Source organism: Vibrio sp. SCSIO 43132 (assembly GCF_019904195.1).
Classification (GTDB): domain Bacteria; phylum Pseudomonadota; class Gammaproteobacteria; order Enterobacterales; family Vibrionaceae; genus Vibrio; species Vibrio nigripulchritudo.
Map to the genome: position 1 here is coordinate 1,414,553 of NZ_CP063199.1, position 15,272 is coordinate 1,429,824.

Here is a 15,272-nt window from a genome sequence, read left to right on the forward strand (position 1 = left end):
GGACTTTATACCCAGCGATAATAAATATTTTTGCCTGATAGTAAAGGTGCAAACTTAGTTCAACGTTCGCTTTAACTCAGCGTGTTTGCGCTGCGAAATGTAGTCCATTAACTGGTTAATAGGCAGCCCTCGAGAGTAGCGGAATCCCTGTCCAATAGTCACCCCAAGACGTTTCAATGTCAGCTCTTCTTCTGGTGTTTCAATGCCTTCGGCTATTGCCTGCATTCCTAATGTCTGACAAAGGAAGTTGATCACTTTGATTATCTGTACCGATTCTTCCCGTGAATCCAAATCCATCACAAACTTACGATCGATTTTTATTTCATCAAAGCCGTAGCTAAGCAGGTATTCCAGCGAAGAAAATCCGGTTCCGAAATCATCCAGTGAGAAACGAACGCCACTTGCTCTCAATTGCAGTAGGTTGTCGTTCACTTCCTTTTGTTGCTGCACCTTAGCAAGCTCGGTCAGCTCCAACACCAGCTTATTTAGCGGGAAGTTATAGCGCGTAGCTAAGTTTAAAACCTGCTGGCAAAAACGCTCTTTGCTGAGAGACAAAGGCGATATGTTAATAGAGAGCGTAAAGCTATTCGGGCAGGAATGGATGTGATGCTGCCAGTCTTTGAATACTTTCTCAATGATGGCCAGCGTTAAATCATGCATGGTGCCGGTTTTCTCAGCCCGAGTGATGACTTCCCAGGGGGAAGACTGGTCGTTTTCATCCAGTCGCAGCAAGGATTCCACCCCGAAAATATCGAACGTCGCCAGGTGCATTTGTGGCTGATAATGCATATGGAATTTGTGAGTGGCAATCAGCTCTTCGATAAAGGAATCCAGATAGATCTTATGTTTTAACGCGCTCTCGTATTGTTCGTGGTAATCACAGTAATCCAGTTTGAGCTCTGTGGCTTCCAGCAGGGCTATTTCTGCACAGTGAATAAGAAGTTCAGCTTCCGAGGCGTTGGTTGGGTGGCGGGCGATACCTAGGTTGATATTGAGATCGTGCGCACTCATGCTCTCTTTGATATTGCGATAAATAGTCTCGCTGTCTGACGGTTCTGATGCTGGCAAAAAGAGAAAAAAATCATCACCACCTAAGCGGCACACGGAAGCATTGGATGGATTGCATTGAACCAAGGTCTGGCTGGTTTTCTTTAAAATATCGTCGCCATGGTGTTGGCCGTATTTCAGATTGATGGACGAGAAATCGAGAATATTGACCCTGACTAGCGTTCCGTGCACGTCTGGCTGTTCAAGTGTCTGGCTCATGTTTTCTAAGAAAGCCTGACGGTTAAGATTTCCCGTTAGCGGGTCTTTTTGCGCCAATGTCGCAAGCAGTTCATTGTTCTTGTTGATGGCCTCGATGTACCTTGCTGCGTGCAAAGATGACAGGTTGTAAGCGTCAACCAGATCAGAAATTTCATCTCGTTCTTTTTGCGGGTAATCCTCAATTTTGGTCAGATGTTCGTATTCGTTATGTTCACGCTGCAAATTGAACTGAGAGGAGAGGTGCGTTAAGCGGTGTGCCACGGTTTTGTGAAATGAACGCCTTACGATGATCAGTATGCACAGTGCAATAAACAAAATAGAGGCGAGAAAAATCGATATAGAGAGTGCGAAAAAACTGAGCAGGTACTCTGGGTTTACATAGGCTTCTATATGACCCACCACCATCTCTTCGCCGTAATTATTGATGTAGGTGAGGGGGAAACGGTGCTCCCATTCGTTCCAAATCAGATCCTTTCGCGAAACATCCAGCTCTCGGGTTTGCGCCAGCATTTCGCCTTCTGACCAAATAGAGAAATGCTCGAAAAGGCTGTCATTGTCAAAAGTAGCGGTAATGGCGGAGAGCTGTTCGAAATCGAAATTATAGATGGCAGACGCCGTAGAACGCTCGACGGAGTGAATTCGGGAAGACGCATTTTTCTTCATCTCGCTAAGAGAAAGGTAATAGCTGGCAACCGAAAGCAGCAACAACGCCATCAGTGTCAACCATAAAAGTGGTTGCCTGACCTGAGTCGCGACCTTGCTGGCAATTGAGACGAATTCTTTTCGCATAGACCCCATGTCCGTGAGATATTTCCTTACATAACTTCAGGTTATTGTGCGTTGACCCTAGTTACATATATTTTTCAATATCCTAGCCTGTTATACGACTAAAACTAACCGAAAAGTAACAATTGAAGTTCTTTTTTGATGTAAGAGTCAATAGTGATACATCGGATGTCGTTTTTCTATTTATTTTGTGAAAACATAGAGTTGGCGCATCTGCGTGCATATTGCTATCCATTTGGCGGCTTCCATGTTTTTAGCTTTATAATTGTCCTTTAAATCATTATTTCGGCGATTCAGTTCTATTCGTGAGTTTTAAGTGAAAAATTGGAATAAAGCTCAAGTTCTCTCCAATCGTTTATCGCCTATAAAAGCCCTCCTAAAAAGTGTAATAGAATTTAATAAGTTAACTCGGTTTTTTTTAAGTAAATGTTTAATAAGAGGGTTCAGCTCTGGGTTGCAGAAGGTATTAATAGTGAGATAGGGCTCACCTATTAATAAAATTGTTCAATTCGATTTAGTAAAAACAAGAAATTAGGCAACACTTACTTTATACCCACACAAATATGCGTTGATTTCTGCTTAATGAAGTCTGGGGTATACGAATCGGATTAAAACTAAGAGCAACATTGTTCGTTTGGTTGGCTGCGCCAAAAGGGCAATTTAAGGAGCAAAGATGGAATCATTAAAAGTAAAAGATTACATGGTGCACCATGCAGTTACCTTCACTAAAGATATGTCTCTGACTGCTGCGCTGGATAAGGTTATGAGCTCTAAGCACATGGGTGGTCCGGTTTTAGACGAACGAAAGCAGGTGATAGGATTTTTATCGGAGCAGGATTTGCTCGATAAACTGGTCAAAGTCAGCTATTACTGCCAAGACACGCACATTGTCGCCGACTGCATGAGCACAGATGTGTTAACCGTTTCTCCTGAAATGTCCGTTATTGAGCTGGCAGACATGATGAAAGTGGGTAAGCCGAAAGTGTATCCAGTCGTGAACTCAGACGGGAAATTATTGGGGATTGTGACCCGAACTGAAGTGCTCAGGGCGATTGGGATTAATCTTAAGGACTGTTTTCAGCACCCGGTTTAAGCATTCGCGAGTTTGTGACAATTTGGTTTCTGATGAATTTATTAAGGCGCACATAGCGCCTTTTTTGTTACTGTCTATAAACAAAAAATAAAAACAAAGGTTCTCATATGGCAACAGAAGAAGCCAAATTTGTCACTGGTTCGACTATGAAGCACATCCTGACGATGTCAGGCGCAGGCTCAGTCGGCTTGCTGGCGCTGTTTGCGGTCGACTTACTGGACATGTTATTCATCAGTATGTTGGGGCAAGTCGAACTGGCGGCGGCCGTTGGATTTGCCGGAACATTACTGTTCTTTTCCACTTCGGTATCTATTGGTTCTTCCATCGCAATGGGTGCGCTGGTCTCAAAAGCCCTGGGAGCCAAACAGCACGACAAAGCGATTCGTCTTGCCAGTAACACCTTGGTCATCTCATTCGTTATCACTTTGTGCGTCACCTTGTTTATGTATGCCTACCTTGATGAACTTTTGAGTGCGGTAGGTGCGAAAGGGATGGCATTGGAACGCGCAAGAGCCTACCTGGAAATCATACTACCCAGCAGCCCGTTTCTGGCATTAGCCATGGCAAGTGGTGCTGGATTGAGAGCATCAGGAGATGCCAAACGTAGTATGTGGGCGACGTTGTCTGGTGGTATTGTGAATGCCATTCTGGACCCGATTTTCATTTTTGGTTTTGGCTGGAATGTAGAAGGCGCGGCCGCAGCATCTGTGGTAGCTAGATTCACTGTTCTATACGTTTCATTTATGCCGCTTCTCAAAGTCCACAAGCTGGTAAAAGTACCGGTACCAAGAGAAGTGCTGGAAGATTTACGTACCATTCTGACCATCGCCTTCCCGGCGGTAATTACCAATACAGCAACCCCAATTGGTAACGCTATCGTCACGGCAAATATTGCGCAATTTGGCGAAGATTTCGTTGCCGGTTTCGCTGTAATTGGTCGGGTTATTCCCGTTGCGTTTGCTGTGATCTTTGCGCTTTCCGGTGCGGTTGGTCCTATCATCGGTCAGAACTACGGTGCCGAGAGAATTGATCGGGTAAAAGATACGCTTAAAAACTCGCTTATCTTTGTCACTATTTACTGTCTGGCGGTCTCGGTGTTGTTGTATCTCGTTCAGGGATACATCATTTCCGGGTTCAGTTTGACGGGCGATGCGCAAATCATGGTTGCGGCATTCTGTACCTTTGTATCCTTAAGCTTTGTGTTTAATGGCGCACTTTTTGTCGCGAACACTTCATTCAATAATCTGGGCAAGCCAGTCTATTCAACCGCATTGAATTTAGGTAAAGCCACTATCGGTACTCTGCCATTTGTCTATCTGGGAGCAGAATGGTTTGGTGCATTAGGTGTGCTGTACGGACAGGCGGTGGGGGCAGTAGTCTTCGGTATTATTGGTATCGGTGTTCTGCAGCGCCATGTGCATTCCATGATGGAAACCGAGCAGTCTGAACCCGAGAACGTGCCAGATGAAATCGATCCCGCGACGACAACTGTGAATATGGCGCCGTTTTGCAACTGTGATCCGGTAATGATGGAAGAAGTCACAGCCCAAAAGCACGTGTGTGAAATGGCCAGGGCACGAGCTCAGGGGGATCGTCCTCTCTCAGAGACATAGCCTGTTTGCATATTCATTGATCTGACGCCATAAACCGTCTTCCTTATATCGCACATAATGTGTGCGTTCGCAGTATAAGGAAGCACGGTTGTCATATGCGCCAATATAGCAAGTTTCTCATCCCCATCATTGTCCCTTTGATCGTTCTCATCATGCCACTCTCGGCTTTTCCTTTTGAGGGAATGACCATACTGCAACAGCGGGTGGTTGCTATCTTTTTGCTTGCCGCTTTGTGCTGGGTATTGGAGCCAATTCCCATCTATGCCACATCTGTTGTCATTATCGTGTTGGAGTTACTGCTGCTGTCAGATAAAGGTCTGATCTTCTTCCGGCTTGATGCCGGGCAGCCGCATTTCGGGGAGCTTCTAAAATACAGTGACATCATGGCAACCTTTGCCAGCCCCATCATCATGTTGTTTCTGGGCGGTTTTTTTCTGGCGATGGCCGCCACCAAATACCGGCTTGATGTCAACCTGGCCAGAGTGCTTCTCAAGCCATTTGGCTCCAATCCAAAAAATGTGATGCTGGGTTTAATGCTGATTACCGGCGTTTTCTCCATGTTTATGTCCAATACCGCGACTACAGCAATGATGCTTTCGATACTCGCGCCAGTGATTGCCGTGTTTGGTTTGAACGATCCGGGAAGAATCGCCTTCGCACTATCTATACCAGTTGCCGCTAACATAGGTGGAATTGGCACTCCTATTGGAACGCCACCAAACGCCATAGCACTAAAATACCTTTCGGGTGAGAATATGATCTCCTTTGGTGAATGGATGACCTTTGGTGTGCCATTTGTGATTGTTATGATGGCGCTTGCTTGGGTTCTGATAGGAAGGCTTTATCCCGCTGACGAACAGCACATCAATCTCAAAATTAAAGGCAAGTTCCTTAAAACACCCAAAGCCATCACTGTTTACATTGTCTTCGCACTCACCATTTTGCTTTGGTTGATGGGCTCTGCCCACGGTATGAATTCTTATACCGTGGCGTTAATTCCGGTGGCGGTATTTTCGTTAACCGGAATCATAAACAAGGAAGATCTCAAAAAGATTTCCTGGGACGTATTGTGGTTAGTATCAGGTGGTATTGCCCTTGGCTTGGCGCTGGATAAAACCGGCTTGGCAAGTCTGGTGGTGCACAGCATACCTTTCGATTCATTCTCTCCTTATATTGTGTTGCTTGGTGCAGCTTTCTTATGCCTGCTGATGGCTAATTTCATGTCTCACACCGCTACAGCCAACTTACTTATGCCAATCATGGCTGCGTTGGGGACGTCTATGGCAACGCTGTCACCTCTGGGTGGAGAAGTGACGCTGATTCTGGTTGTGACATTCGCAGCTTCTTTGGGGATGTCGCTTCCTATTAGTACTCCTCCTAATGCGCTTGCCCACGCCACCGGAAACGTGGCCACGAACCAGATGGCAAAAGTCGGGGTTATTCTCGGTTTGGTTGGGGTAGTTCTGAGCTTTGTGTTGGTTTGGGTTCTTAACCTGTCTGGTTTTATAGGGTAGCGACATGAATACCAGTGTAGCCAAGGTGATTGAGCATTATTTTTCCAACCCGATGTGCCACTTGGAACTGGATACTGAAGAAGCACTCCTGACGGAAGGTGAAGAAAACCGACGTCTATTTTATGTGGTTTCGGGCGAGCTAGAAGGGTTTGTAAAAACAGAAAACTCTTCATCGGTAGCCAAAGTATTCAGTGCGTCTGAGGGGGCATTTATTGGTGTTCACAGTTTCTTTTCCGGAGATTTTGTGGCGTCTTCCAGCGTTGTAAGCAAGTCACCAAGCGTACTCGCCTGGATAGATAACGAAACACCTCCCGTTGATGAAGAACGACTGGGTTCACTGACTCAACAGTTTACTCCTGTGATTCTCAACGAGCTTTCACGGCGCCAGAAGCGCGCCATGCAAGAAGCAATTGAGAAAGAAAAAGTGCTGACTCAGCTCCACACCGCAGAACAGATGACTACTCTTGGGCAGCTAGCGGCAGGCATTGCGCATGAACTGAACAATGCAGTTGGGGTACTCAGTAGCAAAACTGAACGTATGCAGGAAGTCATTCTAGCGTTGCTTGAAGAATTACACCCCGGAGCCAGTCAGTTTGTTGATGCTGGCCTTCTGAAAGGACAGACGGCCAGCTCTCAGGAAGTTCGTGCACGAGCAAAGCAAATCAGCAGTGAGTTTGGGATTGAAAAGCAACTGGCGAAGGCGTTAGCGAGAGCCGTTTCGCCCTCCGAGTTATCAGACGACTGGCTTAAATCGCCTGAAGACGCAGTGAAATACTGGAGCGTAGGACGAGACTTGCACGACATGCGGGTGGCGGCAAGACACTCTGTTAGCATCGTTAAATCGGTGAAGCAGTTGGGGCGCTCTGATACCGAAGCCGAAGAATGGGTAGACGTTAACGACACCATTCATAAGTCTCTGGCTTTGCTGCAAAGTGATATTCGGCGAGTCGATGTAAGATTCAGCCCCGCTAGTACCAGTAAGATAAAAGGCAGTGAAAGTGACTTGGTTCAGGTATGGGCAAACATCATCAAAAATGCCTGCGATGCTCTGTCGTCTACGCCTCATCCCGGTATTGAGATCCTAACCCGAGAGAGCGACAACCACATCAAAGTGACGATTGCCAATAATGGCCCAGAAATAAAAGAAAGCGTTCGCAGGCAAATATTCCAACCCAATTTTACCACCAAGAAAGGTGGGCTTTCGTTCGGTCTTGGGTTGGGGTTATCCATCGTGAAACGAATGGTTAGCCGCTATCAGGGAAGTGTTGTCGTGAAGAGCGACGACGAAAAAACGGTCTTTCGGATCAAGTTACCTAAATCGACAAACCCAAAGGAGGTTGGTTATGGAAAAAATTAACATCGTGTGTGTGGATGACCAGCGGGAAGTATTGAGTGCGGTGCTGCAAGATCTCGCACCTTTAGAAGAATGGCTGACTATTGAGGACTGCGAGTCGGCAGAAGAAGCACTGGAACTTATCGAAGATTTGGATGCACAAGGTGAGCATATTGCACTGGTTATTTCGGACCATGTTATGCCGGGACAGTCAGGCGTTGAGCTCTTAACCGAAATTTCTCAGGATCGTCGTTTTACTCATACCAAAAAAGTGCTTCTGACAGGGCAGGCGACACATCAGGATACGATTTCGGCCATCAATCAGGCTCGTATTGAAAGCTACTTCGAAAAGCCATGGGTTGGGAAAGAACTGGTTGAATGCGCAAGGCGCTTAGTGACTGAATACATTTTTGACGCAGGTCTGGAATACGAATCGTATCAGCTTCAGCTTGATCAACAAATTGTATTCAGTCGTTTGAGGTAATTTTCACAAAAAAGGGTTTTCTCTAAAATTTGCTTGACCTTAGACTCGACTCCAAGGTGTATAGTCAAAATCAAATATTATCTATGGTTCATATGAGAGTGAAATGCGCAGGACTTGAATCGGCATAACAAAACCAAGTTCCCAGCTTTCATTCCAATACTTATAAGGATAAAGACTATGTGCATCAAACACGAAAGTTGCAAAAGCAAACACACTGGACCAACCCTTTCTATTAGTAGCTGCACGCCCATAGCACCTCTCGAAAGCAATACAGAATCGGGTCATTGTTGTAACAGTGATTCCTGCTCTGGAGGAGGCGAAACAGCTTCGATAGAAGACGAGGGTGAGCGGTCGCCAGGCGGTGATACGCTGTCTGGCAGTTGGAAAATTCTGGGTATGGACTGTCCGTCCTGCGCGCGAAAAGTTGAAAATGCTGTATCTGCAATCAAGGATGTTTCCCATACCAAGGTGCTGTTTGCCACCGAAAAACTCGTTGTGCAATATCAAGAGGCAGCCACCTTACCTCTCATCGAACAAGCGGTGCGCAAAGCCGGATTTCAGTTTGAACAACCAAAAAAACAGGTCGAACCCAAGACCACTGAAAACCGAACTCTGACATTTTTGAAAGCGAACCTGAACATCATTTCGCTTTCCGCTGCGATGGCAATTTCCGCCATTATCAATCAAGTGTCTCCTCAAGTTGGTGCGTGGATGTTCACCTTTGTGTGCATTGCAGGCTTGTATCCTGTCGCCAGAAAAGCCATTCAGCTGGCGAAAAGCGGCACTCCGTTTGCCATTGAAACCCTGATGAGCGTGGCAGCACTTGGTGCGCTTTATCTGGGTGAAACCATTGAAGCCGCAATGGTTCTTTTACTGTTTCTATTAGGGGAGAGGCTGGAAGCGTACGCGGCGTCAAGGGCTCGAAGTGGCGTTCAGTCTTTAATGGCGTTGGTGCCTGAAAATACTATTCGCATTGAAAACGGCCTTCGGGTTGAAGTCGCTGCGTCTGAACTCAGTGTTGGTGACATAATTGAAGTCGCTCCAGGGGACAGATTACCGGCAGACGGTAAGCTTGTTGATACCAATGCAAGTTTTGATGAAAGCGCACTCACTGGGGAGTCGGTTCCTGTCGGGCGAGATATTGGTGATCAGGTAATGGCTGGATCGGTGGTGGTCGATAAAGTTGTGCGACTGTCCATTACTTCTGAGCAAGGTGAGAATGCCATCGATCGAATTCTTCACCTGATTGAAGAGGCGGAATCTCGCAAAGCTCCTTTGGAGCGATTCTTAGACAAGTTCAGTCGCTGGTACACGCCATTAATGATGGTGGTATCTCTGCTGGTGATCATTACCCCGCCATTATTTTTTGAACAACCTTGGGAGACTTGGGTATATCGTGGTCTGGCACTTTTACTGATTGCTTGTCCGTGTGCTTTGGTGATATCCACACCCGCGGCGATCACGTCTGGGTTAGCGACTGCGGCAAAACGTGGTGCGTTGATCAAAGGCGGAGCTGCTTTAGAGCAGCTAGGAAAAATTGAAGCCGTAGCGTTTGATAAAACCGGTACTCTGACGTTGGGTAAGCCGCAGGTCACAGACGTTAAACCAGTCAATGAGTTGGATACAAATACATTGCTGACATTGGCTGCTGCTATAGAAGTAGGCTCGTCTCATCCACTGGCAAAGTCTCTGGTTCAGAAGGCAGAATCCTCCGGTTTGGTACTGCCTGAGGCGAAAAACAAACAGGCACAGATCGGAAGTGGTATTTCTGGTGAGGTAGACGGCAAGCCCGTTATCTTGATTTCACCTTCTAAGTTTCAGGGTCAGGTCTCGTCTGACCTGAAGACTGAAATCGAATCGCTGGAATCGCGCGGTAAAACGGTGGTGCTAGTGTCTGTTTCCGGTGCATTGGAAGGCCTGATTGCCTGGCAGGATACGCTGAGAGACGATGCCGCTCCAGCAATAGAAAAGCTCAAAAATCTCGGAATTGATTCCGTTATGCTTACAGGAGACAACCCACTTGCAGCGAAAGAAATGGCAAGCAAAGTCGCCATGGATTTCAAAGCCAGCTTGTTACCCGCTGATAAGGTAAGTTACGTCAATGAACTTGCCCAGCATAAGCATGTAGCAATGGTGGGAGATGGCATCAATGATGCTCCAGCGATGAAAGCCGCGTCGGTAGGGATTGCAATGGGCGGCGGAACAGACGTCGCACTTGAGACTGCAGATGCTGCTCTAACCCACAGCCGGTTAGAAGAGTTGCCTGCAATGATAGAGCTTTCCAAAGCAACGCTGAGAAATATCCAGCAAAACGTTGCGTTAGCATTGGGGTTAAAAGGCGTCTTTCTGTTTACAAGCCTGTTTGGTATCACTGGGCTATGGGTGGCGGTTCTTGCGGATAGCGGTGCTACTGCGCTGGTGACATTAAATGCGCTTCGCCTGCTAAGGTTTACACCTAAGGACTGATGACTGACATTAGCTTTTCGAATTTTAAGCCTTGCTAAATAGCAAGGCTTTTCTTTTTTTGCTGAAGTGAGGGGCAATACTTCTGAAGCGTTGATGGTAAATTAGCCACAAAGTTGCACTTTTGTGTGATGCAAATCGATTTCCTTTGAAAATCAATGTTAATACTTAAACGATATCGTGAATCTGATCACTAATTGTTTGGGGTTTGTTCGATAGAGTAAACGGGTACCCATTAATCAATCAAATACCCCAACACTTTTTTCTGCAAGCTGAGCTCAACTGACCTCGGCTTGTTATCCTTTTTTCTGAAAAAAGTGAAAATATAAATGAAGGTGTAAAAGCCTTATATAATTTACTGGGGTGAAAGAGAACAAATCGACAACCAAGGAGTCCTTTATGTCTCAAGCTGTTTTTCACTTAGGTGTTACCCAAGAAGATCTTGCTGGTGCTACTTTAGCAATCATTCCCGGAGACCCGGCACGTGTACAGAAGATTGCTGAAGAAATGGATAACCCAGAGTTTTTGGCAAGCCACCGAGAATACACGCTTTACAAAGCTGAGCTGGATGGTAAACCGGTTGTCGTTTGTTCCACTGGTATCGGTGGGCCATCTACCTCAATCGCGGTGGAAGAGCTGGCTCAACTTGGCGTAACAACATTCTTGCGAGTAGGTACTACTGGTGCTATCCAACCTCACGTAAATGTGGGCGACATGATTGTGACTACCGGTTCTGTTCGTCTGGATGGTGCGAGCCTACACTTTGCTCCTATGGAATTCCCAGCTGTTGCCGACTTTGATATTGCAACTGCAATGAAAGACGCGGTTCTGGAAGAAGGCGCTACGGTTCACACTGGTATTACTGCATCAAGTGATACCTTCTATCCAGGTCAGGAACGCTACGATACGTTTTCAGGTCGTGTTGTAAGACGCTTCCAGGGCTCAATGAAAGAGTGGCAAGACATGGGGGTGCTGAACTTTGAAATGGAATCAGCCACGCTTCTGACTATGTGTGCAAGTTCGGGTCTCAAAGCAGGATGTGTTGCTGGGGTTATCATTAACCGCACACAAAAAGAAATTCCTGATCATGCCACGCTAAAAGAAACAGAAGCTCGCTCTATTAAAGTGGTGGTCGAAGCTGCACGTAAAATAATGCTGTAAGGCTTTGATATAAAGTTTGATAAACAAAAGGGCATCATCTGATGCCCTTTTTCATGCTTAAATCTCACTCAAAATTAATCGAGCTCTTCGTGACCGCCAGCGTCTTTAAACCAGGCGGTTAAGTTTGCTTTCAGATCTTTCAGTTCTTCGGGACCGATCAGTGCCAGACCTAAATCTTCTGCGCGAGTGATGTCGTTGTGACGAAGAGGACGGAAACTAACAAGCATAGCGCGTGCCTGAAGCCCTCCTAGCAGGTCGCGTAACGACTCCAGTTTGTATAACGTATCGTCGCCATCGTCTCTCATACCCTTGGTTTTACACTCAATGATATGCAGTTTGTTATTGACGACGGTCGCTACGTCCAGTTCATTACGTACTTCTTTTTCACCCAACTGGCGATAAACCTGAACATTCAGAGAACGGTCCTGAATGGTTGGGAGTTCGTCCTGAATCTGTTTTACGGTGCTATGAACTAAGTTTTCAAGCCATTCACCATTCGAAAAGCGTCTTGCGTCTTCGTTGGCAAACGTCAGAATTCCTTTTTCATAGGTCGCGAGCTCGGTTTCAACCAGATCCGAAATCAACATATCCAGCTCTTTGTAGCTTTGCTGTTTCTCAGTCAGAGCGACATCCAGTTTCTGTTCTTTACGACACGTGGTTGCCAGGTAGTTTAATGTCGCTAGACCCGGACCTAATTCCAGAGCATTTCCCGCCCAGCGCTCGCCGAGTTGGTAAAGTTTTTGATCCAGTTGTTCTGGCAGTTCCTGCTCAGTGAATTCACTGCGCGCGCCAAATATGGTCAGGTAATCTTCAATCTTAATGTGGTCTTCAACCTGAGCGTCTTCACGACCATCCGGGTATAGCCAGCAAAGCTTGTCACTAAAAGGCTCAACAACAAAAATTGGCCAGTGATAAGTACGGAATACCTCGTAAACAGAAAGTAATCGGTGTCTCAAGCCACAACTGGCGTTGAGTTTGACATCGACGTTTCTGGTTTTGAGGTCTTCGGCGAGGATTTGAATGGACTCTTTGATTTTTGATGTGTTCACGACGCTGGGAATTTCGTAGAACTCCGACGTAATGCCACGCAGTTGTAATACAGAGTACAGTCGTTGATACATTGGCTCCTGATGTTTGTCACCAATGAAAACGATATGGGTGCTGATCGTTCGGTTGTCCAAAAGCGGTGTCACCAAGCGCACCGGGTCTTGGTCAATAATACCTACATGTACGGCCATTTCATGTCCTCAATAAAGTGGCCTGCTGGAGAATGAGAGGGTAAACCCAAGTATTAGATTTCATGGGTATAAAAGTCAGCAAGCAATTAAGTTATGGGGATGCTCGTTTTAAATAACAAGAGCAATGAGTTGCACTTGTACGGTATTTTTTTGCTTTAAAAATTAAACAAGTGGTGAGCGGGTGTAACAGAAAGTAAGAAGCTCGCGTTTGCGAGCTTCTATTAGGGTAGGAATTACAGTTTGAATCGATGAACAATGTCGCCCTGTTGAGATGACAGTCGACTGAGATCCTGACTGACGGAAGCGATTTCAGACATGGCTTCATAGCTTTGATTAGCAATGCTATTAATGTCGTTCAGGCTTCTTGCGATACTTGTGGTGGTTGACTGCTGCTCAGCCGCTGCCTGAGAAATGTGATTACTCATATGGCTGATTTCCAGAATAAGTGCCTGAATTTCTTCCATCGCGCTATTCGCGTCAGACGCCTGTGCCACAGATTGTTCCATGTCGGTCATGCAGCTCTTAATGACTTGGCTTGCAGCGTGCGAACTGGTTTGCAGATTGCTGATCATGCTTTCAATTTCGCTGGTGGAGTGCGTTGTCTTTTGGGCAAGTACACGAACTTCATCGGCAACCACCGCAAAACCACGCCCTTGCTCACCAGCTCGTGCAGCCTCGATAGCAGCATTCAGTGCCAGAAGGTTGGTCTGTTCTGCAATATTGCGAATCACGTCCAGAATGGAACCAATTTCACTGCTCATTTTCTGAAGCTGAGAAACAGCGTCAACCGATTCGTTCAAGCGGCTTTCCAGTTGATTGATGGTAGAAATGTTGGCATTCATGACTTTTCTGCCAGACTCTGAAGCCGTTTCTACCTGATGAACCATATCGGATGAGCTTTGTGCACTTTGAGCAACCTCGGTCACCGAGTGCTCCATTTCGGTCATAGCGGTAGCGACACCTGCGGTTTGTTCACGCTGAGCGTTCAACTTTTCTTGTGCGCCGACTGAAGTTTTACGGTTGGTATTCGCAACTTCGGTGAGTTCGTCTGCTGCATCGTTCAACTCCTGCAATATGTCATGCAGGCTGTCGGCTAGGGTGTTGATATGGCGGCTAACACGACTGAATTCATTGTTATAGCGGATATCAATTCTTTTCGTCATATCTCCGGCTGTCAGAGCTTCAAGCGTGGCAAGAATACGCGTCAAAGGCTCCCTTACACTGTGAGCAACATGATAACCAATACCCAATGCAATGGCGCAGACTACAATTCCAATCCCAATGGCTTTAACGTATCCCTCTTCATAAACCACTCCGGCTTCTTCAAGTGAGACATTGAGCTGAGCTGAAGCAGTATCATTAAAGGAGCCTAAGATAAACATGGACTCATCTATCTTGACTGCAAGGCTGGCGATATTGTCGTATAGCTTTTGACGGGCAACCAGATAGGTATAGTGCTGATCCAACACGCCACCGGCTTTACCAACGTCGCGAGTAAACTGCTTAACGGATTCATCGAACACTTCCTTTAACTCTGGAAGTTGGTTGACCAGCCCTCGATAGGCATAGTTGAGGTGCGTTACCGCCTTTTTATTTTTGTTTACTGCGGCTTTTACAAACTCGGTGTCGCTACTTGCTAACGCGTCGGAAGTGGCGGTTTGAGAGTCTTTTAACTTGTCGAAATAGCTGCCAGCCATCACTTTGACGGCAATTTTATCTTGCTTGTCGACGTACTCTTTCATGCGAACACTGAGCTCTGTGTGCAACCTTTGGAAGTTGCGAGACGACTTTTGTACGTCCTCCTGAGCAGAAAACATGGCAGCGTAGTTATCCATTGCCTCCAGAGCTTCGGCAAAATACTGTGCTTCCATCTGGCGTAAATCTTCAATTTTTGGTGCAATTTCAGGAATATTGCGGCTCGCATTCTCTAACGCATTCAAAGCATCCTGAAAACTGTTTTGAGCTTCAACAAATGCTGTTTTGGAGCTCTCCATGCGCTCTTGGTTTTGTGTGGTTAAAAAGTCTTTAAACGCTTTGTCAGCAGAGAGCAGCCGAACGCTGGTTTGGTTAGACATGGATACTAAAGGTAAAGACGTGTTGGTTACCGTCTCGAAGTTGGTGTGTATTTTTTCCATTCCTCCCATCATGATGGTGATGGTTGCAATGAATAGCACTACGATGAGCGCAAAGCCCGCATACATGCGCCGTATGACTGATCCCTTCATACGTTTCTCTCCCAGATCAAAAAAGCTCAAAAGTGCCGGACCTTGTGATGGTCGTTCCAATACAAAGTAACGGCTGAGCCAAAAAATAAATTAAAT

At 46.2% G+C, this 15,272-nt stretch carries 10 protein-coding genes; 7 read left to right on the forward strand and 3 right to left on the reverse strand.

Annotation, left to right across the window (positions count from 1 at the left end; genetic code table 11):
* Positions 1-54 precede the first annotated feature (54 nt).
* A complete protein-coding gene (locus INR79_RS06425) occupies positions 55-2,055 on the reverse strand; it encodes a GGDEF domain-containing phosphodiesterase (RefSeq protein WP_223096453.1) in 2,001 nt (666 codons plus the stop codon).
* Between the two features lie 670 nt (positions 2,056-2,725).
* Here INR79_RS06425 and INR79_RS06430 point away from each other — a divergent pair.
* The 7 genes from INR79_RS06430 (at position 2,726) to udp (ending at position 11,713) form a co-directional block, all read left to right on the forward strand.
* Positions 2,726-3,145 carry a CBS domain-containing protein gene (locus tag INR79_RS06430; protein ID WP_004399234.1) on the forward strand — a complete coding sequence of 140 codons (420 nt, stop codon included), beginning with the start codon at positions 2,726-2,728 and terminating at the stop codon, positions 3,143-3,145.
* 107 nt (positions 3,146-3,252) lie between these two features.
* Entirely contained in the window at positions 3,253-4,758 is a 1,506-nt protein-coding gene (locus INR79_RS06435) for an MATE family efflux transporter (protein ID WP_223096454.1), read from the forward strand.
* Positions 4,759-4,853: 95 nt separating this feature from the next.
* Positions 4,854-6,272, forward strand: a complete 1,419-nt coding sequence (locus tag INR79_RS06440) for an SLC13 family permease (RefSeq protein ID WP_223096455.1) — start codon at positions 4,854-4,856, stop codon at positions 6,270-6,272.
* Positions 6,273-6,276: 4 nt separating this feature from the next.
* Positions 6,277-7,629 carry an ATP-binding protein gene (locus INR79_RS06445; protein ID WP_223096456.1) on the forward strand — a complete coding sequence of 451 codons (1,353 nt, stop codon included), beginning with the start codon at positions 6,277-6,279 and terminating at the stop codon, positions 7,627-7,629.
* Entirely contained in the window at positions 7,616-8,089 is a 474-nt protein-coding gene (locus INR79_RS06450; protein WP_004399238.1) for a response regulator, read from the forward strand. The genes INR79_RS06445 and INR79_RS06450 overlap by 14 nt, the downstream gene beginning before the upstream one ends.
* Positions 8,090-8,266: 177 nt before the next feature.
* Entirely contained in the window at positions 8,267-10,555 is a 2,289-nt protein-coding gene (locus INR79_RS06455) for a zinc/cadmium/mercury/lead-transporting ATPase (protein ID WP_223096457.1), read from the forward strand.
* A gap of 396 nt (positions 10,556-10,951) precedes the next feature.
* Entirely contained in the window at positions 10,952-11,713 is a 762-nt protein-coding gene (gene udp / locus INR79_RS06460; RefSeq protein ID WP_223096458.1) for a uridine phosphorylase, read from the forward strand.
* Between the two features lie 74 nt (positions 11,714-11,787).
* On the opposite strand, the gene INR79_RS06465 is transcribed toward udp, so the two are convergent.
* Both INR79_RS06465 and INR79_RS06470 read right to left on the reverse strand, forming a co-directional pair.
* The gene (locus INR79_RS06465; protein ID WP_022550202.1) at positions 11,788-12,951 is read right to left on the reverse strand and encodes a DUF1887 family protein; all 1,164 of its coding nucleotides are present in this window, start codon (positions 12,949-12,951) and stop codon (positions 11,788-11,790) included.
* A 233-nt stretch (positions 12,952-13,184) separates the two neighbouring features.
* The gene (locus tag INR79_RS06470; protein ID WP_223096459.1) at positions 13,185-15,176 is read right to left on the reverse strand and encodes a methyl-accepting chemotaxis protein; all 1,992 of its coding nucleotides are present in this window, start codon (positions 15,174-15,176) and stop codon (positions 13,185-13,187) included.
* Positions 15,177-15,272 lie beyond the last annotated feature (96 nt).

Excerpts from the sequence above, each read along its gene's own strand:
- INR79_RS06440 (WP_223096455.1), top strand. The coding sequence starts at position 4,854 with ATGCGCCAATATAGCAAGTTTCTCATCCCCATCATTGTCCCTTTGATC.
- INR79_RS06465 (WP_022550202.1), bottom strand. The coding sequence starts at position 12,951 with ATGGCCGTACATGTAGGTATTATTGACCAAGACCCGGTGCGCTTGGTG.
- INR79_RS06470 (WP_223096459.1), bottom strand. The coding sequence starts at position 15,176 with ATGAAGGGATCAGTCATACGGCGCATGTATGCGGGCTTTGCGCTCATC.
- INR79_RS06430 (WP_004399234.1), top strand. The coding sequence starts at position 2,726 with ATGGAATCATTAAAAGTAAAAGATTACATGGTGCACCATGCAGTTACC.
- INR79_RS06435 (WP_223096454.1), top strand. The coding sequence starts at position 3,253 with ATGGCAACAGAAGAAGCCAAATTTGTCACTGGTTCGACTATGAAGCAC.
- INR79_RS06450 (WP_004399238.1), top strand. The coding sequence starts at position 7,616 with ATGGAAAAAATTAACATCGTGTGTGTGGATGACCAGCGGGAAGTATTG.
- INR79_RS06455 (WP_223096457.1), top strand. The coding sequence starts at position 8,267 with ATGTGCATCAAACACGAAAGTTGCAAAAGCAAACACACTGGACCAACC.
- INR79_RS06425 (WP_223096453.1), bottom strand. The coding sequence starts at position 2,055 with ATGCGAAAAGAATTCGTCTCAATTGCCAGCAAGGTCGCGACTCAGGTC.
- INR79_RS06445 (WP_223096456.1), top strand. The coding sequence starts at position 6,277 with ATGAATACCAGTGTAGCCAAGGTGATTGAGCATTATTTTTCCAACCCG.
- udp (WP_223096458.1), top strand. The coding sequence starts at position 10,952 with ATGTCTCAAGCTGTTTTTCACTTAGGTGTTACCCAAGAAGATCTTGCT.